Here is a 19564-nt window from a genome sequence, read left to right as displayed (position 1 = left end):
ACAATGAGTTCACGAAAAAATCAGAGTCTGGAAAAAATCATGAGTAAGAAAATGATTATTCCGACAGGCTCCTAGTAAACAGAAAAAATACGATGGCATTGTTGCTGACTTGAAAAAACGAAAGGATCAACTTGATCGATTGAAAAAAGGAAAATTGCGCTGGAGTGAAAATGTTTGTGTGTCTTATGAGGTGAGCTAAAATAACTGGTTAATTGTTGCCCTGTTGTTGAATCTCTTTTCATGCGGCCCAATTTAAGGAGATTTTTTTACGGTGTTTGACGCAGTCTAAGAGATAGAGGTCAATTAATTTTTGGTAAGGAATCCGAGTCTTTTCTGCAATTTTTTTGAAGTAATCAATGACCTCGGGACTTAAGTTGATTCCCACTGCTTTTTTCTTATTTACGTAAGGGTTTTTCAGTTCTTTCATTTTTGAAAAGTTATATTCCTTCTTCATAGAATTTAACCTCCTTTTTGGTGGCCTTTCTGGCCGATATGATCCTGATGGTTGCATCGGACTCCCTATAACAATGAACAACAACAAGAAGCCGTGAGTCAGAATTCATGCCCAGAATTAGAAAACGGTCTTCCTCGGCGGAATGTTCTGGATCAAGAAATACGCGACTTAAGGGATCGTCAAAAACGCTTTGGGCTTCTTCAAACCACACTCCATGTTTATATCGATTGTATTTATTCTTGACCTCATCCCATTCGAACCGAAGCATGGTCTATATTTTATATAGATATTATCTATAGTACAATAAAATTCTATGAAAATGCTAATTTTGTTTGATTTAATAATTCCCCTGCGACCTATCGTGGGGTTCATCTAATTTTATCATTTCAAAACGGGTTTGAAGGTCAGCGATGATGGCCTTGCAATCGTCTAAATAATCTTTGGCGCAGCTTATCTGAATTTTGGGAAGGTTTCTGTCGATGGTGGAAATATCCATCATGTTCTCATAGGCCTCGATCAAGAACTTGATCATGGCGATGTCTTTGTTGTGAACTTTGTAGAAGAGGTAATACATATTTGCTGGTCCCTGAGCGGAGTCGAAGGGACAGGCCCCTCGACTTCGCTCGGGGACCGCTTCTATACCGCAATCTCAAACGTCTCAATCTTTTGTGAAATATTCATGCTGCAAAACTTGGGGCCGCACATCGAGCAGAAGGGGGCGTCTTTAAAACCTTCTTGGGGAAGGGTTTCGTCGTGCATTTTTTCGGCGGTTTCAGGGTCGAGCGAAAGGGCAAACTGTTTTTTCCAGTCGAAGGCATAACGGGCTTTTGAAAGGGCATCGTCACGGTCACGGGCAAAGGGACGGTGGCGTGCAATGTCAGAGGCATGGGCTGCAATCTTGTAGGCAATAACGCCCTGACGCACATCTTCGGCGTTGGGAAGCCCCAAGTGTTCCTTGGGAGTAACATAGCAGAGCATTGCGGTACCGGCTGTTCCGGCGATTGTCGCTCCGATGGAGGAAGTGATGTGATCATAACCCGGCGCTACATCGGTCACCAAGGGGCCAAGAACATAAAAGGGCGCTTCATGGCAGACTTCCATTTGTTTTTTCACGTTCATTTCAATCTGATCGACAGGAACATGGCCCGGGCCTTCAACCATCACTTGCACATTCTTTTCCCAGGCTTTCATCGTTAATTCTCCTAAAACTCGGAGCTCCCCAAACTGCGCGGCGTCTGAAGCATCCGCCAAACAGCCGGGGCGGAGGCCATCGCCCAAGCTATAGCTCACATCGTGCTTGGCTAAAATTTTGGAGATGCGGTCGAAGTGAACGTACAAGAAATTTTCTCGGTGATGGTGCGCAATCCACTGGGCCATCATCGAGCCGCCGCGGCTGACAATGCCCGTGATGCGTTTGGGAATGTATTGCAAAAACTCTCCCAACACGCCGGCGTGGATAGTCATGTAATCGACTCCCTGCTCGGCCTGTTCTTCGATGACTTCAAGCATGATTTCGATGGTGAGGTCTTCTACTCTTTTGACACGGCTTAAGGCCTCATAAATGGGAACGGTGCCAATGGGTACGGGGCTTGCCTTAATAATGGCCTGGCGGATTTCAGGGATGTTGCCACCGGTTGAAAGATCCATCACGGTGTCCGCACCCAAGTGCACGGCGCGGTGGAGTTTGGCCAATTCCTCTTCGATCTTCGAGGTGACGGCGGAGTTACCGATGTTCGCATTGATTTTGCAAAGCGACCCCACGCCAATAGCCATGGGTTCCAGATTGGTATGATTTTTATTGGCAGGAATGATCATGCGACCGCGGGCTATTTCCTGGCGTACAAATTCAGGGTCAAGAGTTTCGCGCTTGGCCACATGAATCATTTCCTCCGTAATAAGACCTTGGCGGGCATAAAAAATTTGTGTGGGAGTGGCCTCGTTTTTTCTTTTTTGAATCCAGGGGGTGCGCATAATTTTTTCCTCGTTCCCACGGTCTACCGTGGGAACGCCATTTTTCGACGCTAGAGCGTCTGTTTTTGCGTTCCCACGCAGGAGCGTGGGAACGAGTGCTTAGAACCCTCTCCCCTTTCCGTGTACCGGAATCCCGCTACGCGGGACAAGGGAGAGGGGATAATACGGGTATCATAAAAATCACAAAACAATTTTTCCCCGATCCGGTGTGGAGGGGGTGGCAAATTTTTTCTCGGGAATTCTTCCCGCTTCAAAGGCAAGGCGGCCGGCTTCCACCGCGTTTTTCATGGCCAGGGCCATTTTTACCGGATCCTTGGCCTTGGCAACGGCGGTGTTCATTAAAACCCCATCCGCTCCCAGCTCCATGGCAAAGGCCGCATGGGAAGCAGTGCCCACGCCGGCATCCACAATCATGGGCACAGAAACCATTTTACGTATTAATTCCAGATTATGAGGGTTACGTATTCCCTGGCCTGAACCGATGGGAGCGCCCAAAGGCATGACGGCACTACATCCAAGATCAGCCAGTTTTTTACACACAATGGGGTCGTCATTGCAATAAGGAAGTACGACAAACCCATCGTTAATCAAAGTACGGGCTGCTTTGAGCAATTGTTCGTTGTCAGGAAAAAGGGAATAAGAATCGCCAATTACTTCCAGTTTGATCCAGTTTGTCTTAAGGGCTTCGCGGGAAAGCTTGGCTGTTAAAATGGCTTCCTCGGCCGTGTAACAGCCGGCTGTATTGGGTAAAAGGAAATAATGATTCTCGGATAAAACTTTGATCAGGCTGTCCCCGGCACTTTCTGATTCAAGGGAAATGCGACGAATGGCCACGGTGACAATTTGGCTTCCTGAAATTTTAAGGGCATCCTCCAAATGTTTCAGCGTGGGATAGCCCGAGCTTCCTAACAGAAGCCGCGAATCAAAAGATTTTTTGGCGATGGTGAGCATGATTTATTTTTGAATGCCGGTTGCTGAGCGGAGTCGAAGCACCCTGTCCCTTCGACTCCGCTCAGGGCCCATGATTTACAAAAACCGTTTCAAATTCAAAAAAGATTCATATTTTGATTCAACACCCTTTGCAATCCTTTCAGCCATGATTTTTCCCACCAAAGGGGAGAGCATGATGCCGTGCCGGTACATCCCCAAGGCTGTATAAAGGCCTTCAATTTCGGTAGGACCCACCACAGGGCTGTGGTCGCGTGTGGCGGCCCTGTGGCCCACCCATGTTTCGACAAATTCCATTTCGTAGGCCAGGGGCAGTACTTTCCAGGCGCCATAAATTAAGTCGAGCATATTGCCTGCGGTGGGAAGGGCGTCCCAACCTTTTTCCTCGTTACTGGCTCCAATAATCAGCCGTCCATCGGCCCGCGGCACCAAATAAACCGGATACCGATGAATGGTGCGCACGGCATGTTTAAGAGTGGGGGTATCCCCATGGCGTAAACATAGGGCCTGGCCTTTGATGGGACGTAAAATTTGGCTTAAAATTTCGGGCAACCCTTTAATATTTGATCTTGTTCCCGTCGCCAGAACAACACAGGTGGCGGCCATGGTTTCGTTGCCGACGGTTATTTCTTTGACTCTTCCATTTTCAACATGAAGAGCTTCCACTTTTTTGGATTCAACAAGTTTTCCTCCGCCGACTTCAAAGGCTTTGGCCAAGGCCAGGGTCAGTTTACGATTATCGATATGGCATTCATGCGGAGCATTGACAAACCCATGGCATCCTTTTGATAAAAGAGGCTCTTTTAGAAGGGCTTGTTCTTCGCTGAGCCATGAAACATCAAGCCCCAATTCTTTTTGATAGTCGTAGATACGCGTTAATTCGGCTTCATCGTCTACATCAATGGCGACCAAAAGGGATCCGTTTTGTTGAAAGTCGGTTTTAATTCCTGAAATTTTTTCGATGGCAGAAACAAAGGCTGGATAAGCGTGCAGGGCATCCAGGAAAAAATCAGTCAGATGTTTTTCACCAAAGCGGATTTCCGAAGCAGGAGTGACCATACCGGCGGCGGCCCAACTTGTTTCCTGGCCCGCCAAACCCTGATCAATGACAAGGGGCTTAAATCCCAACTGGGTTAAATGCCAGCCAATGGAAAGACCGATGACACCCGCTCCAATAATAATGGGTTCTTGTGACATTATTCAGGATAATCTTTTTTGGGCATTATCCCCCCGCCATGGGAGTAATAATTTCAATACGGTCGTTTTCTTTAACAACCGTGCTGGAATGCGCTGATCCGGGGACTACTTCACCATTGATGGCAATGGCAAGATTCTTTTTTTGTTCCCAATGGAGGTGTTTTAATAATTGTTCGACATTAAGCCCTTGGGGAAGTCTTTGTGGTTGCCCATTAATGAGGCACGAAATAAAATTCATAGAGATCCCAACTCTAATTTTTCCCCCGGTTGAAGGATTTTGACCCTGTCTTTAAGGGGATTGTTTTCCAAAAGAGCTTTCAATCTTCTTAAAGGTTCGTCAATGGGTTCCATTCCAAGCCGAAAAGCCCCCCAGTGGATGGGAACCATGACCTTGGCATGCAAATCTTCAAAGGCTTGAAGGGCTTCCTGTGGATTTAAATGTTGGTGCCCAAGCAAGCTACGGGGCTCGAAGGCTCCAATGGGCAAAAAAGCAACATCAATCGAAAACATGTCGGCAATTTGCTTAAAATGGGGGCCATAGCCCGTATCCCCCGGATGATAAACCGTATGGTCAGCACATTGAATAATGTAACCATTGCACTTCGTGTAGTTAAGCCCTGAAATTCTAAAACCATAATGTTGTGTGGGGATGGCACTTATCGCGACATTATTCACAAAATGTTTGCTGTTTAATTCAAGTTCGATAACGGGGTTGTGTAAAAATTTATTGATAAGACTGGCAAACCCAACAGGAGCAATAAAAGGAATTTTTTGATCAAAGTACTTGTAGCTAAAAATATCCAAATGGTCGTAATGGGCATGGGTGACCAAAAAGGCATCTACTTTTGGCAAATTGTTTAGGTCCAAACCTATCGTACCATGGCGTTTGAAAAGCCCTCCCACTCTTGAAGACAGATTGAGGTCGACAGTCAGTGTGATGCCATCAAGATGAACAAGAGCACTTGAATGGCCAATAAATTGGATGAAGTTTTCATTCATTGATTTAAGAATTGTAACATAAAAAATTTTTTCGTAAGGTTCAAGAAAATGTCTTTGAATCATCGTCCCACAATTTGCGAGATCAATCTTAAAGCCCTTGGGTCTAATTGGAAGCAAGCCCGACAAAAAGTGCCCCCGGATGTAACCATGTTAGCCATTATCAAGGCCAATGCGTATGGGCATGGAGCCATAGCATGTGCAAAAGCCCTTTGGAAGTGTGGAGCTCGCCATTTTGGGGTAGCCACGATAGAAGAGGGTATTGAACTAAGGAAATCAGGATTGAAGGGAACTATTTTTGTTTTGGGGGGCTTACTTTCAAAAAAACTTGCTGTTTTTGAGGCCTACAAATTAACACCCATTCTTCATCACCCAGATGAAGTGGCCCGATGGGGAAAATTTGTTTTAAAAAGAAGTAAAAAAATTCCGGTCCATATAAAAATGGATACGGGCATGGGAAGGCTTGGTCTTTTGCCTGAAGATACCAAGCATCTGCTCCAGGTTTTGGCCAAAAATCCAAAAGTAAAAGTGGAAGGGCTATTTACCCACCTGGCGCGCGCTGATGAGCCGGATCAAAGTTTTACCGAAAGCCAATTAAAGATTTTTGAAGAGATAAGGCAATTTGTTTTTTCCCAAAGACCTGATGTCAAAGTTTATCACGTGTGTAATTCAGCCGCCCTTATGGATGGGCGGGCAATGTCTGGAATGTGGGTGCGTCCGGGAATCATGCTTTACGGGGCTTATCCGAATCCACGCCAGCAAAAAGCAGCAGATCTTTTGCCTGTGATGTCTTTAAAAACAAGAATCATCAGCCTTAAAAAATATCCCATGGGTTCTTCGATCAGTTATGGAGGAACCTTTAGAACAGAACGAGAAAGTCTCATTGCCGTTGTTCCCATAGGTTATGCCGATGGTTTGCCAAGGCTTGTTTCAAACAGGGGAAGCATGCTCCTTAAAGGAAAAAGAGTGCCCATTGCAGGAAGAGTATGTATGGATCTCACCATGCTGGATGTCACTGATGTATCCGGTGTGGCCATGGAGGATGAGGTGGTGGTAATGGGCCGTCAGGGGGCTGAAGAAATAAGGGCTGAAGAAATAGCCAAATGGGCCGAGACGATTTCGTATGAAATTTTTTGCGGCATTTCGGCCAGGGTGCCGAGATTTTATCTGTGATCCGTAGGGGCGCCGCTTGCTGCGCCCAAATTGGGTAACGGGCGCGGCAAGCGGCGCCCCTACGAAAATGTGATTATGTCGTTTGTTTTAAAATTTTTTTCTGTTGTTGGAAGTTACGCCGAATTTGCCGGCCGTTTTTTTCGTTGGCTCAGGGAAAAACCTTTTCGCCAGAAAATCTTTATCGAACACATGAGTGAAATTGGCATTGGTTCAACCCCTATTATTTTGTTGGTCAGTTTTTTTACGGGGGCGGTCTTTGCTTTGCAAACAGGGTATGCCTTTCGCCTGTTTAATGCAGAAACCCTGGTGGGTTCTACGGTGGGGCTTTCTTTAACGCGTGAAATTGCTCCTGTGTTTACCGCCTTGATGGTGATCGCCCGCATGGGTTCGGGGATGGCCGCTGAACTTGGCACCATGCGTGTGACAGAGCAAATGGATGCGCTTGAAAGCATGGCGGTGGATCCTTTTCATTATTTGGTGGTTCCCCGTGTAGTGGCCTCTGTATTGATGGTGCCCATGCTTACCATCCTTTTCAATTTTGTCGGCATGGTGGGAGCCTACCTTGTGGCCGTGGGATTGCTCGATATTTCAGAAGGGCCCTTTATGTCCCGCCTTGAATTTTATGTGGATGCCAAGGATTTGTACGCGGGGCTTATCAAGGCTGTTATTTTTGGTTTTTTACTGGCTTTGATTTGCTGTTATCAGGGGTTTCATACCAAAAATGGGGCTCGCGGGGTGGGCTTGGCCACGACAAGGGCTGTTGTTATTGCCTCGGTTGTTGTGTTGGTTTCGGATTATTTTTTAACCCAGTGGATCCTGGAATTTATTATTAAACCCAAATGATTGAACTTGTTAAACTTAAAAAAAACTTCGGGGAACATCGTGTTCTTTGGGATCTTAGTTTGAAAATTCCCAGGGAAAAAATCACGGTGATTATTGGTCCCAGCGGTACGGGCAAAAGTGTTTTGTTAAAGCACATGATCGGGCTTTTAAAGCCCGATGCGGGAGATGTTGTTGTAGATGGAACCCCTCTTTCAAAGCTTGATGAAAAACAACTTAAAGAAATGCGTAAAAAATTTGGAATGCTTTTTCAGCATGCGGCCCTTTTTGATTCGATGAATGTTTATGACAATGTGGCCTTTCCTTTAAAAGAACACACTTCTCTTACAGACCAGGAAATCAAAACAAAAGTGCATGCCATGCTCCAGTTGGTCGGGTTGAAAAATGTGGATGCGAAAATGCCGGGTGAACTTTCAGGCGGAATGAGAAAACGCGTTGGTTTGGCCCGTGCCCTGGTTTTAAAACCCAAAATTCTTTTGTACGACGAGCCCACCACGGGCTTGGACCCTCTGGCCACCGATGCGGTCAATCAACTTATTTTAAACACGCAAAAAGAACTGGGAATCACTTCGGTGGTGATCAGCCACGATATCCAAGCCACCTTTCGCATTGCAGATAAAGTAGCCATGCTTCATGAGGGGCAAATTATTCTGGAAGGGAATGAGGCTTCTTTTCGTTCATCCAAAATTCCCTTTGTGAAGAGTTTTTTGGAAGGGAAGGCGGAGTGCTCGTAGCTCGAGGGCTCGTCGCTCGTAATGCGGAGTCAAGGCTTTACGAGCGACGAGTCCTCGAGTAACGAGCGACTAGCAATCCAATCAAATCCTTCACCTGCTTTCTTGTTTCTTCCAGCGTTCCTGAATTATCAATGACAAAATCGGCCCTTGTTTTCTTTTTTTCGATGTCCATTTGAGAAGCAATTCTTTTCTGGATTTCCTGGTCTGAATATCCGTTTCTTTTTTTTAATCGTTCTTCAATTTGTTTGTGCGGTGAGTAAACAACCACCGTTTTGTCACATAATTTGTCAAGCTTGGCTTCAAAAAGCAGCGGAATGTCCAAAATGATGAGCCGGTAGCCTTCTTTGACCAAGACGTTGATTTTGTCTTTGATCATCTGCAATACTTCAGGGTGGACGATTGAATTCAAGTTTTCGAGATTGTTTTTATTCCCAAATACAAGATTGGCCAGTTTTTTCCGATTAATACTTCCATCCCTTAAGATGATTTCTTTCCCAAAAAGGGCACGTACTTTTTGGGAAGCTTCGGTGTGAGGATCAAGGGCCTTACGTGCCAAGAGGTCAGCGCAAATAACAGGAATGTCTTTTTTCCGGATCATTTGGGAGACAGTGCTCTTGCCTGAGGCAATGCTTCCTGTAAGCCCGATGATTTGGGGTGATTGATGGGAATGAGGTGGTGATGGTTTTGCTTTTGGTTGTGAATGATTTTTTTTCATTCCGGTTTTGTTTTTTTCTTTATGGCCACGATAAAATCAAGAAGCGGGTAAAGGGCTTTTTCTCCATAAGCGACGATTTCATTCAGGGTGATTTCAGCTTCTTCATCATTTTGGATCAGTATCTTTTTAATCAGTTCGGTGACTTTTTTAAAATCTTCATCAAAACGTGCATGCACACGTTTGATGGATGGGTTTTCCATTTCCTGTTTTTGCATGGTCAGGGTGAGGTTTTCCAAAAAATCTTCCTCGGTCCATTTGGCTTCTTTTTGTTTGTGGGAAGTAATGAGTTTGTCCAAAGTTTCGGGAGTGGGCTTGGCCGAGTGGGCCTGCCTATAATGAATATAGGCCTTGTCAAACTCACCTTTTGAAAAATGCTTATCCCCTTTTTTTAAGGCTTTGCTCATCTTTGATTCTGGCGATTTTTTGAAGATCACGTGGAAATTAGATTAACACGAGGGACATGGGCGCGGCAAGCCCTGACACCATATAGTGCAGGGCAAGCGGTGCCCCTACACATCCGATTTTTTAGCTGCAGGTTTGGCTTCTGCCTTGGGTGCCGGCTTTGTTTCGGCCGTTGTTTTTTTGCTGCTTGAGTAGCCGTCGGCATACCATCCACTGCCTTTAAGTTGAAAGGCCGTATTGGAAATGAGCTTGTTAAGCTTGCTCCCGCATTTCTCACATTTTTTCTTGGGGGTATCGCTTATTTTTTGAAGGTACTCAAAAGTTTTTTTGCATTTGGTACATTGATATTCGTAGTAAGGCATACGGATTTCAAAACGAGGTAGGGACCCCGCGATACGGGGTCCCTACTGATAATAATCCAATCCTAAATGAGTGATTTGCTCTTCACCCATCATGTAACGCAGGGTGTTTTTTAGTTTCATTTCCTGGATGAACAGATTGTGTTCTGGGTATAACCCTTCAGCCGTCATGGGGGATTTGTAATAGAAGGATAACCATTCCTGGATGCCCTTCAGACCGGCGCGTTGAGCCAGGTCCATAAACAAAACCAGATCAAGCACAAGGGGAGCTGCCAGAATCGAATCGCGGCAGAGGAAATCGATTTTCAATTGCATGGGCATGCCCAACCATCCAACCAGGTCGATATTGTCCCAGCCTTCTTTGTTGTCACGGCGAGGGGGATAATATTCAATACGAACCTTGTGGTATAAGTCGCCATATAAATCAGGATAGAGGTGGGGTTGCAAAATAGTGTCGAGCACTCCAAGCTTGCTTTCTTCCTTGGTTTTAAAATTGGCGGGATCATCCAACACTTCACCGTCACGGTTTCCCAAAATATTGGTGGAAAACCATCCACTAATTCCCAGATAACGGGCACGCAACCCGGGGGCAATAATGGTTTTCATGAGAGTTTGGCCTGTTTTGAAATCTTTTCCGGACACAGGCACTTTGTGCTCGTTTGCCAAATCCAGAATGGCAGGGCAGTCCGTTGTCAAGTTGGGAGCTCCGTTGGCATAACCAATGCCACATTTAATGGCGGCATAAGCATAGATCATGCTGGGGGGAATATTCGGACTGTTATTTTTAAGAGCTTCTTCGAAAGCCTTGATCGATTTATGTTCTGGTTGAATGGTGCAATAAGCTTCAGTGGATCCGCACCAGATCATGGTAAGGCGGTTGACCTTGCTTTTAGTTCTGAAATTTTCGATATCTTTAATAACAGCTGTGGCCTGATCCATTTTGTTGGGAATGTTTTTGACATTACTCCCTTCCAATTTACGGATGAAATTTTTGTCGAAAACTGCAGGCATGGGAGTCAATTCGGATAAATCGTCCTTAATTTGAACCAATAAATCTTTTGGAATAACCCCTGCTTTAAGGGCTGCTTCGTAACCGGTATCAGGGAACAAGTCCCAGGCACCATAAACGATGTCTTCAAGTTTGGCCAAGGGGACAAAATCTTTGACCATGGGGGTTTTGTTTTCGGTACGTTTTCCAAGGCGGATATTGCCCATTTGGGTAAGAGAACCGATGGGTTTACGAACCTTCTTTTTGGCAGCTTCAACTCCGGCAATAAAGGTGGTGGATACAGCTCCAAGCCCCACAAGAAGAATACCCAATTTTCCTTCCGCTTTTTGAATATTTATTTGTTGTGTCATAAAGAAAAACCCTTTGTTCTAAAATTAAGGATTTGCCCCTATATCACGCCCTTTTTTGAAAAGGCAACTATCATTTAGTTTTTTGGTGGCCCCATAATGGAAAGAATTTTTGTTTGAGTAAGCAGGTTTTCATCACGGGCCTGTACGGAAATCACGTTAAGCCCCTTGTTTAGGGGGATATCCATGTCAAATTGAAGAGAGGTGTTATGGTTTGACGAACGGTAAAAAACTTTTTTTGTTCCCAAAAAAATCATCAGATCTTTTAATGATTGATCATCGGATGTTTCCCCTTTTACATGGAAGGAAGTGCGGTCAGAAGAGATTTTTGTCTGTGTAATAGTGATGATGGGTTGTTTTTGAACCGTATTTAAGGCCGGAGAAAAACTGGCTGTTGGTTTGGGGCCCAAGGGGATGGTAAGGGTACTAAAGAAAGAGGCAAACGAGGGTCTGTCCACAGCGGACATTTCCACTTTAATGCTGGGTTGAAGGGTTGTGGCGGGCACTTCAATTAGGCCCGCAGCCTGTTTGGTTTGATGGGGAGCCAATTCCCCCAAAGAGTCACGTCCTTTCACCAGTTTTACTTTGGCCCCTTCAAGATTACGCCAGTTGACGGTCACATTTTTAGCCTCGGCATTTGAGTCGTTGGTTAGGTCAACCCCTAACTTGATGGTTTCGCCAGGATCAACGATGCCATTTTTGTTTCCTTGAGAATCCGGGTTTTGACCATCTTCCATATGAAACCACGCGACAAAAAGAGGATGTTCCTTTGCCTGCATCGTGACAGGAACGGTGAGAGTGGTCATCTCAATATTTGCGCTAAAGATATCAAGTTTTACTTCTTCATCAAGCGACACCATGTTTTCAGGAATTTTGAATGTGATTTGTGCCTTCCTTGTTTCAAGGGAATTAATGCGGCCAAAGACAAATTCCCGTTGGTCAAGAAGGGGGTTTTCTGCATTCACAACAACCAACACCTGTTCGGAACTGTTTTTAGAGGTATTTTGCAGGGAAAGATTCCAGGTAACTTCATTGCCGGCTTTAAGTGTTGAAACCTTGTTTTCAGGAGTGGAAACATAAAAACCGGAATCGTGTTTAAAGGAAACGGGATTCTGGTTTTTTTCTTTTTTGGACCAGTCAATATCGAAAGATTTCAGGTTTTCAATAATCTGTTTTTGCTGTTTTGTTTTTTCTTCATCCAAAAGAGACAGGGCTTCGGTCAGCATGTTTTGGCGATTGATCGAATGTGTTTTGGAAAGAATGTCCAGGGCCAGTTTTAGGGGATAATCTTTGTCTTCATCAATTTTTGTCGTGTATTCAGAAGTGTTTTCCGGCTTGGCGGCCTCAAAATAATCCATGAAATAGGCGGGATCCGATTTTTGGATGTATTTGGAATTTTCCAGGTGTTCTTCAAGCATGTTTTCCGAGATTCTTTTGTCTGCTTTTAAATCAAAGGCATCTTTTTCAAGATGGATGGATTCAAGCCATACATCCGGGGTAATGCCCACGGCCTGAATTGAAACATGCCCTGGCGTTAAATACTGGTAAATGGTGAGCTTGACAGAGGCATCGTCTTTTAAGGTGAAGACGGACTGAACCGAGCCCTTGCCAAAGCTTTGCGTGCCCATGACGAGGGCACGGTTGTTGTTCTGAAGCGCACCCGCCACAATTTCAGAGGCCGAGGCAGAACCCCCGTTGACCAAAACGATGATGGGAATGTCGGTGAGGTCGTCATGATCATAGGTGGCCGGATTGACTTGTTCGTCTTCGTTGTTGGCCCCCGCCGTGTAAAGCAGATCCCCCTTGTTTAAAAATTTGTCGGCTAAGGCAAGGCATTGGTCCAAAAGGCCACCGGGGTTGTTTCGCAAGTCAATCACCAGGCCGTTTAAACTTCCTTCATGTGCCATGTTTTTAAGTGCTTTGAGAGCGTCTTTATAAGTGTCTTCCTGAAAACTACGTACGGCCAAAATTCCCAGACGCTTGCTATCAAGTTTGACCACCTTTGAATCAATGCTTTGAATAATAATTTTCCGGCGAGTCAGCATGACGTCAAAAGGTTCCTTGTTTTTTCGCTGAATGGTGAGGGTGACTTTTGAATTGATATTTCCACGCAACAAATCGACGGCTTCGTTGATGGGCATGTTAATAGTGGAGCGTTGGTCAATTTGGGTGATTTTATCGTCGGTTTCCAGCCCAGCTTCAGAGGCGGGGGTATCAGGAAGGGGGGCGATCACTGTTAGTTCATCATCGCGTGTGCCCACGACAATGCCAATGCCCCCGTATTCACCTTCTGTTTGTGTTTTGAATTCGCGAAAATCTTCAGGGGTAAATAGATTGGAATGGGGATCGAGTGGTTTAAGCATCCCCTCAATAAAGGCATATTCTCTGTTTTCAGAATCAACATCCCCTTTGTAGTTTTTTTGCAAGAAGGAGAAAGCTTGGGATACGGAATCAAGAATATCGTAAAGTGATTTCAACGTTTTGATATGAATCGTTTCGTGACTATTTCCCAAGGAAAGGGTCAGATTATGGCCTGAAAAATCAACGAGCAATTCGGGAATTTTGCCCGCCAAATTATTCATCCCTTCTTCAAGCATTTTTAAAGGATGGATTCGGGAAGGGTCATAATAAAAACGTCCGACCAAGCTTTGAGCCCGTTCTATACGATAGATGGCGTCGTAGGTTTTTGGTTTCAGTTCAAGGTTTTTAAGGGGAACAAGGCTATAAGCCTTGAAAGCGGCAAAAGCGATGACAATCAGAAGAGATAAAAGACCTATTTTTTTTAAAATACCTTTCATTGCAAGTAAGAAAAAACCTTGCTACATTTGACACGTTTATATTTTTTCGTCAAACAAGGAGTTATATGGCACGCAAGTTTCCATTCTTTTTATTCACCTTTCTTTTATTGAGTTCTTTTAAGGTTCTTGCATTTACGGTTATGCCCACTTTGTTTGAAGATGCCGTCTCCCGTGCCCATCTCATTTTCAAGGGAACTGTCATCGATAGAGCCATTGAAGACGATGCTTATGAAAGCAAAAAGCGGGTTATTTATTACAAGTTTCAGATTGAGGAATGTCTCAAGGGAATCTGTGGCACAACCTATTTGTTCAAACAGGGCAAAAATGTCCCTGGTTATGAAATGGGCAAGACCTATCTTCTTTTTTTGTCGGAGGAAAATTCGCGTACGGGGCTTGTGTCCCCCGTGGGAGTTTCTGAGGGGGTTTACGAATTGACATTAAAAGATGAAAAATGGTTCATGACTCAACCTTCTCCCAAAGCAAAAAGTGGGGATGAGCCCACGAACAATTACGACATTTTTAAAGAACGTATTTTAAAACAGCTTAAAAACTAGAATTGGTCTTATAAATACAGAGTCATGGTTCGACGAGGCTCACCATGTCCAATTAGGGGTAATTTATGAATTGTCCTTATAAAAGTTGGACACCCTGAGCTCCGTCGAAGGGTTACTTGCCATTATGAAAATAACTTTTCATTTTTTTTATTGGGTTTTTGGAGCTCTTTGTTTTTTTGTTTCGTTTCCCCTTTGGGCGGCAGGTCCCATTCATGTGGCGCCTGACGGCACATCATCGGCATGGGACGGCACGGTTACCCTTCATCCCGAAAGCGGAGATTGCGGCGATTTGACCAATGCCGAAATCATCGATCTTCTTGAAGCGGCAGCCGACAAATGGACCTCGGTTTCCGGTGTTTCGTTAACCATCACCATTACCGAAGGATCTTTGGATACGGATGCTCCCGGAAATGATGTGACCGTGGACAACTATCTTAATTTTTATGTGGATGATGATAATACCGAAGGTTTGGGAGATGATTTAACCCCGGTTATTTTTGATGAAACGGGGGAAATTACCGAGGATGCCCTCAATCTTAGTAGTGCTGCGGCAAACAACGTCCTTGGTTTTGCAGGAGCTGTTGGTTATTCCGATGACGAAACGGAAATAGTCGATGGGCAAATGGTCATTAATTGTGATTCTTCTTTTATTGATGATGACGATGTCCTTGAATTTACCCTTGTTCATGAATTGGGGCATTTATTGGGACTGGATCATAGCACTGTTTATGTGGGGAGCGATGCCGGTGATTGTGATGATGATGTGGATAATGATTGCGACAAGGTGACCATGTATCCTTCCGTGGTAGACGCAGAAGAACAGAAGATTTTAAAACGGGATGACGAAGTAGCCATTCTTAATCTTTATGGTTTGGCCAATTTGGAGGCCTCATCATTTAGGGTGACGGGGACTTTGTTAGATGAAGATGGTGATCCTCTGCGGTGTGCCGATATTCAGGCCCAACAAATTGATGGTTCCGATAATGTTGTGGCAAGTGATGTGATTAGTGCCATTTCTGGAGTCAATGCGGTTGCTGCCGATGATAATGATGATGATGACACCCAGGACAGTGGCGAATGTGAAAGTGACTGTGGTGATTTTGTGATTAGGGGGCTTGATCCGGCCCAAGAATATCAAATTGTTGTCAGGGCGATTAATTCTAGTTTTACGGGAAGCTCCTCTGTTTCCCCTTGTACCAGTAGCCAAATTGACACCATTGATACGGAAACCATCGAAACCATCGCTGTAAATACTTCGGCCAACGGCGGTGTTTTGGCCCTGGGAAATGTCACCACAACCTCCACCGGGGGAACCACGGAAACAGGGGATAGTACAAGTTCCGATGCCTTTGCGCAGAATCTTGCTTGCTCGTTACATCCTTATTCCCAAACCAAGGAGGGCTATGGTTTTATTTTTCTTTTTTATTGGGGGATGATTTTTTTGTTCAGAAAAAGAAAAAGCCATCCCCTTGTTTAAAAACTTGATCCTCTCTTCAATCTTTTGTTAAACAGCCTCTATGCTTGTATCCAAACTTCTCATGCCCACCCTTCGGGATAACCCGGCTGATGCCGAGGTTGTCAGCCACAAACTCATGATGCGTGCGGGTTTCATACGTAAAGTAGCCGCCGGTATTTATAATTATTTACCCCTGGGTTTTAAGGTGATTCAAAACATCGAGCGCATCATTCGTGAAGAAATGAATGCCGTGGGGGCCCAGGAATTGCTCATGCCCATGGTGCTGCCCGCTGAATTGTGGCAAGACTCCGGCCGTTGGGATGTTTATGGCAAGGAACTTTTGCGCTTGAAAGACAGACACGAAAATAATTTTTGTCTGGGGCCAACCCACGAGGAAGTCATTACTGATATTGCCCGCAAGGAACTCCGTTCCTATCGCCAGTTACCCACAAGCCTGTATCAGATACAGACCAAGTTTCGTGATGAAGTGCGCCCCCGTTTTGGGTTGATGCGGGGCCGTGAGTTTATCATGAAGGACTGTTATTCGTTTGACCGTGACGAAGAAGCATCCCAAAAAACATACAAGGTTTATTACGATGCCTACACCAAAATATTTTCGCGATGCGGACTTACCTACCGCGCTGTTGAAGCCGTTACCGGAAACATCGGCGGAACCTTGTCACACGAATTTCAGGTTTTGGCAGAATCAGGCGAAGACGCCATTGTAGGGTGCTCAGGCTGTGATTATGCGGCCAATATTGAAAAGGCTGAGTGCAAAGACAATGAAACCTGTACCCGTTGCGGGAAAGGCACCATGAAAGCTTATCGTGGCATTGAAGTGGGGCAGGTCTTTTATTTGGGGACGAAATATTCCAAAACAATGAAGGCTTTTTATCTGGATGAACACGGGAAAGAACAGCTTTGTGTGATGGGATGTTATGGCATTGGGGTGGGTCGCACAGCCGCCGCAGCCATAGAACAAAACCATGATGACAAAGGGATGATCTGGCCGGTGGCCCTGGCTCCTTACAAGGTGGCCATTATCAGCTTGGGGGTTGAAGGTCGCGTGGTGGAAGTGGCCCAAAAATTTTACAAGGAGCTTGGTTCACAAAATATGGATGTCTTGTGGGACGACCGCGACGAACGCGCGGGGGTCAAATTTAATGACATGGATTTGATCGGCATTCCTTTTCAACTCACCATTGGAAATCGTGGTCTGGAAAAAAACGAGGTTGAAATAAAGAACAGAAAAACCGGGCAAAAAGAATTGGTGCAATTAGACCAAGCGATCAGCTTGTTAAAATTCAAACTACAAATATAGATCCGTGAAACACAACCCCATCATCATTGCGCTTGACACTTCTTCTTCACTGAAGGCGCTTAATTTGGTTCATAAACTTAAAGTGACGGGAGTTGCTTTTAAAGTGGGTTACGAACTTTTTTTGAGCGGAGGCCGCCGCTTGGTTGAAAAAATTGTCAATCAGGATGTCCGTGTTTTTCTCGACTTAAAATTTCATGATATTCCTAATACTGTAGCAGAGGCTGCTAGTGTGGCTACCCGCATGGGTGTGTGGATGTTTAATATCCATGCCAGTGGGGGGATTGAAATGATGGCCAGAGCCAAAGAAGCTTCTTTGAAGGTGGCGGCTCAAAATAAAATACATGCCCCGCTTTTGATGGGAGTGACCGTGCTGACTAGTTTATCCAACCTTAAAGATATAAATGTTTCTCTTTCTATAGAAGAGCAGGTGTTAAGCCTGGCTTCAAAGGCCCAAGAGGCCAGTTTAGACGGGGTTGTTTGTTCCGCCATGGAAGCTCCCTTATTAAAGAAGAAAATGGGTGAAAAATTTTGTTTGGTGACTCCGGGTATTCGTCTCCCAGGGGAAGCCACCCATGATCAAAAACGCGTTGTTTCTCCCCAAGAAGCTCTTAAAAATGGAAGTCATTATTTGGTGATGGGCCGCCCCATTACGGAAAGTTCCCGCCCCATGAAAACTTTGGGGACCCTTCTTCATTCCCTCAATTTGAGGCAATAGGGCCTCAGTCTTTTTCCTTTATTTGGGGGGTGAAGCCTCCAGATGCTTTTTGTTCCCCCGGGGTCCTCTTAAAAAAATAAGTAATATCATAGTATTATACTTAATCTAAACCCTCTTTTTTGGCAGGCTAATTGCTAGGTTATTGCGTGGGGAAACACTATGAAACAAGGGTTTAACAAACAAGATTTAAATCTTCAGCTCATGCCCGTTTCTGAGGAGACTAATAATGAAACATTGGCTTTGGAATCGATGATGACTCAGTCAGCCTTTGGGCATGAATATGCTTTAATGAATCTGGGGGATAAAATCCCTTTTTCTCGTCGCGAAGAGATTATGGCCGAGCTTGATGAACATAAACATCTCTATTTTTGGGCCAGAGAACAGCTTCTGAGTAAGGCTCCGGATCGGTTAAACACCCTTGAAGAAGGTATCCGTTTCCAGAAAGAAAGTATTTTTGGTCAACGCATCACTCTTCACTAAATCTTTTCCGTAAAATTACCCAAAAAATTACCCAAAAAATCTTGACAAGGTTTTGAATTTCAAATAGCTTTCACAAACTTTTTTCAAACCCCATACTTCGGCCGGAGGGTTCATAAAATTTATCACATCATTTCAGGTGCTTATCCTGTTTTGTGGCAGGCTTTAAAATTTTTGCTCTCTTCAAATTTGGGTACAGAAGCGTTCTTTGACATTTTTTTAAGATGAAATCTTCTTTAAGCCATTCTTGGGCTTTAAGAGCGTGGGTATAAAGCCGACGTAGCTCAGCTGGTAGAGCAACTGATTTGTAATCAGTAGGTCGCCAGTTCGACTCTGGCCGTCGGCTCAAAAATTTTGCAAAGCGAAATTTTTCCTCCATTTTCTCATGCTATTTTCTAAAATCCGCATGGGAAAATAGAAAATAGAGAATAGAGAATAGAAAATAGAGGGAAAATTTACTTTGTAAATTTTCGGAGGGATGCCCGAGTGGCCAAAGGGAGCAGACTGTAAATCTGCCGGCTTTACGCCTTCGATGGTTCGAATCCATCTCCCTCCACAAAAATTTCCGAAAGGAAATTTTTCCTCCATTTTCTCATGCTATTTTCTAAAATCCGCATGGGAAAATAGAAAATAGAAAATAGAAAATAGAGGGAAAATTTCCTTTTGGAAATTTTCGCGGGAGTAGCTCAGTTGGCTAGAGCATCAGCCTTCCAAGCTGAGGGTCGCGGGTTCGAGTCCCGTCTCCCGCTCATACGAATGCGGAATGGAAGATAAGAAGATAATACATCTTAAAAATGTTTGCCGGATATCGGAATTTAAGGAAGTGAACGCCGATGTAGCTCAGTTGGTAGAGCATTTCCATGGTAAGGAAAAGGTCACCGGTTCGATTCCGGTCATCGGCTCAGAGGTAAGGAAAAGGTCACCCCGCGAAATATGCGGAATAGGAAAAAGATTTTTTGAATGTGAAATGTGAGTTTTGATTTTTTGATTTGGGAGTTTTTAAATTTATAAGTTGAGGGTTATAGGTAATGGATAAGGGCTATTACTTATCACCCATCACTCATTACGAAAGTAGAAGGAGACACATATGTCAAAGGA

General features: G+C 44.6%; 21 protein-coding genes and 4 tRNA genes. 12 read left to right on the top strand and 13 right to left on the bottom strand.

The window, feature by feature from the left end; all coding sequences use genetic code 11:
- Positions 1–238 precede the first annotated feature (238 nt).
- The 8 genes from A2048_09925 to A2048_09890 all read right to left on the bottom strand — a co-directional run bounded on the left by A2048_09925 (position 239) and on the right by A2048_09890 (position 5632).
- Complete coding sequence (locus A2048_09925) at positions 239–454, bottom strand: antitoxin (GenBank protein ID OGP08753.1); 216 nt, start codon at positions 452–454, stop codon at positions 239–241.
- Positions 438–722: a hypothetical protein gene (locus A2048_09920; protein OGP08752.1), complete on the bottom strand. Its 285-nt coding sequence runs from the start codon at positions 720–722 to the stop codon at positions 438–440. The genes A2048_09925 and A2048_09920 overlap by 17 nt, the downstream gene beginning before the upstream one ends.
- A gap of 69 nt (positions 723–791) precedes the next feature.
- Entirely contained in the window at positions 792–1028 is a 237-nt protein-coding gene (locus A2048_09915) for a hypothetical protein (protein ID OGP08751.1), read from the bottom strand.
- A gap of 62 nt (positions 1029–1090) precedes the next feature.
- Entirely contained in the window at positions 1091–2425 is a 1335-nt protein-coding gene (locus A2048_09910; protein OGP08750.1) for a phosphomethylpyrimidine synthase, read from the bottom strand.
- A 180-nt stretch (positions 2426–2605) separates the two neighbouring features.
- Complete coding sequence (gene thiG, locus A2048_09905; GenBank protein OGP08749.1) at positions 2606–3376, bottom strand: thiazole synthase; 771 nt, start codon at positions 3374–3376, stop codon at positions 2606–2608.
- Positions 3377–3451: 75 nt separating this feature from the next.
- Complete coding sequence (locus tag A2048_09900) at positions 3452–4570, bottom strand: glycine oxidase ThiO (protein OGP08748.1); 1119 nt, start codon at positions 4568–4570, stop codon at positions 3452–3454.
- Between the two features lie 25 nt (positions 4571–4595).
- Positions 4596–4808, bottom strand: coding sequence for a thiamine biosynthesis protein ThiS (locus tag A2048_09895; GenBank protein OGP08747.1), 213 nt, complete (start codon positions 4806–4808; stop codon positions 4596–4598).
- Positions 4805–5632 (bottom strand): hypothetical protein, encoded by an 828-nt coding sequence (locus tag A2048_09890; GenBank protein ID OGP08746.1) that lies wholly within the window; start codon positions 5630–5632, stop codon positions 4805–4807. The genes A2048_09895 and A2048_09890 overlap by 4 nt, the downstream gene beginning before the upstream one ends.
- On the opposite strand from A2048_09890, the gene A2048_09885 reads away from it, so the two are divergent.
- The 3 genes from A2048_09885 to A2048_09875 are packed head-to-tail and all read left to right on the top strand — an operon-like array spanning position 5618 to position 8313.
- Positions 5618–6739, top strand: coding sequence for an alanine racemase (locus tag A2048_09885; GenBank protein OGP08745.1), 1122 nt, complete (start codon positions 5618–5620; stop codon positions 6737–6739). The two genes, A2048_09890 and A2048_09885, sit on opposite strands and share 15 nt — an antisense overlap.
- A gap of 30 nt (positions 6740–6769) precedes the next feature.
- Complete coding sequence (locus A2048_09880) at positions 6770–7582, top strand: hypothetical protein (GenBank protein ID OGP08744.1); 813 nt, start codon at positions 6770–6772, stop codon at positions 7580–7582.
- On the top strand, positions 7579–8313 hold the full coding sequence (locus tag A2048_09875; GenBank protein OGP08743.1) for an ABC transporter ATP-binding protein: 735 nt from the start codon (positions 7579–7581) through the stop codon (positions 8311–8313). The genes A2048_09880 and A2048_09875 overlap by 4 nt, the downstream gene beginning before the upstream one ends.
- 37 nt (positions 8314–8350) lie before the next feature.
- On the opposite strand, the gene A2048_09870 is transcribed toward A2048_09875, so the two are convergent.
- From A2048_09870 to A2048_09850, 5 genes are all read right to left on the bottom strand, one after another.
- A complete protein-coding gene (locus A2048_09870; protein ID OGP08754.1) occupies positions 8351–8911 on the bottom strand; it encodes a dephospho-CoA kinase in 561 nt (186 codons plus the stop codon).
- 113 nt (positions 8912–9024) lie between these two features.
- Positions 9025–9432 carry a hypothetical protein gene (locus A2048_09865; GenBank protein ID OGP08742.1) on the bottom strand — a complete coding sequence of 136 codons (408 nt, stop codon included), beginning with the start codon at positions 9430–9432 and terminating at the stop codon, positions 9025–9027.
- 105 nt (positions 9433–9537) lie between these two features.
- Positions 9538–9792 (bottom strand): hypothetical protein, encoded by a 255-nt coding sequence (locus A2048_09860; protein OGP08741.1) that lies wholly within the window; start codon positions 9790–9792, stop codon positions 9538–9540.
- Between the two features lie 42 nt (positions 9793–9834).
- Positions 9835–11148: an inositol-3-phosphate synthase gene (locus A2048_09855; protein OGP08740.1), complete on the bottom strand. Its 1314-nt coding sequence runs from the start codon at positions 11146–11148 to the stop codon at positions 9835–9837.
- A gap of 74 nt (positions 11149–11222) precedes the next feature.
- Positions 11223–13943, bottom strand: a complete 2721-nt coding sequence (locus A2048_09850; protein OGP08739.1) for a hypothetical protein — start codon at positions 13941–13943, stop codon at positions 11223–11225.
- Positions 13944–14008: 65 nt separating this feature from the next.
- On the opposite strand from A2048_09850, the gene A2048_09845 reads away from it, so the two are divergent.
- The 9 genes from A2048_09845 (at position 14009) to A2048_09805 (ending at position 19368) form a co-directional block, all read left to right on the top strand.
- Positions 14009–14497 carry a hypothetical protein gene (locus A2048_09845; GenBank protein ID OGP08738.1) on the top strand — a complete coding sequence of 163 codons (489 nt, stop codon included), beginning with the start codon at positions 14009–14011 and terminating at the stop codon, positions 14495–14497.
- Positions 14498–14582: 85 nt separating this feature from the next.
- The gene (locus A2048_09840) at positions 14583–15974 is read left to right on the top strand and encodes a hypothetical protein (GenBank protein ID OGP08737.1); all 1392 of its coding nucleotides are present in this window, start codon (positions 14583–14585) and stop codon (positions 15972–15974) included.
- Positions 15975–16014: 40 nt separating this feature from the next.
- On the top strand, positions 16015–17274 hold the full coding sequence (locus A2048_09835) for a proline--tRNA ligase (protein OGP08736.1): 1260 nt from the start codon (positions 16015–16017) through the stop codon (positions 17272–17274).
- Between the two features lie 4 nt (positions 17275–17278).
- Positions 17279–17989 (top strand): orotidine 5'-phosphate decarboxylase, encoded by a 711-nt coding sequence (locus A2048_09830; GenBank protein ID OGP08735.1) that lies wholly within the window; start codon positions 17279–17281, stop codon positions 17987–17989.
- A 159-nt stretch (positions 17990–18148) separates the two neighbouring features.
- Positions 18149–18469, top strand: a complete 321-nt coding sequence (locus A2048_09825) for a hypothetical protein (protein OGP08734.1) — start codon at positions 18149–18151, stop codon at positions 18467–18469.
- A 270-nt stretch (positions 18470–18739) separates the two neighbouring features.
- Positions 18740–18815 (top strand) — tRNA-Thr (locus A2048_09820).
- A 123-nt stretch (positions 18816–18938) separates the two neighbouring features.
- Positions 18939–19025 (top strand) — tRNA-Tyr (locus tag A2048_09815).
- A 116-nt stretch (positions 19026–19141) separates the two neighbouring features.
- Positions 19142–19215: transfer RNA gene (locus A2048_09810), tRNA-Gly, on the top strand.
- A gap of 80 nt (positions 19216–19295) precedes the next feature.
- A tRNA-Thr gene (locus A2048_09805) sits at positions 19296–19368 on the top strand.
- Positions 19369–19564: the final 196 nt, after the last annotated feature.

Source organism: Deltaproteobacteria bacterium GWA2_45_12, from assembly GCA_001797365.1.
Classification (GTDB): Bacteria; UBA10199; UBA10199; order UBA10199; family UBA10199; genus UBA10199.
Note: the sequence above shows the minus strand (reverse complement) of the source record. Positions and strands in the feature narration are given on the sequence as shown.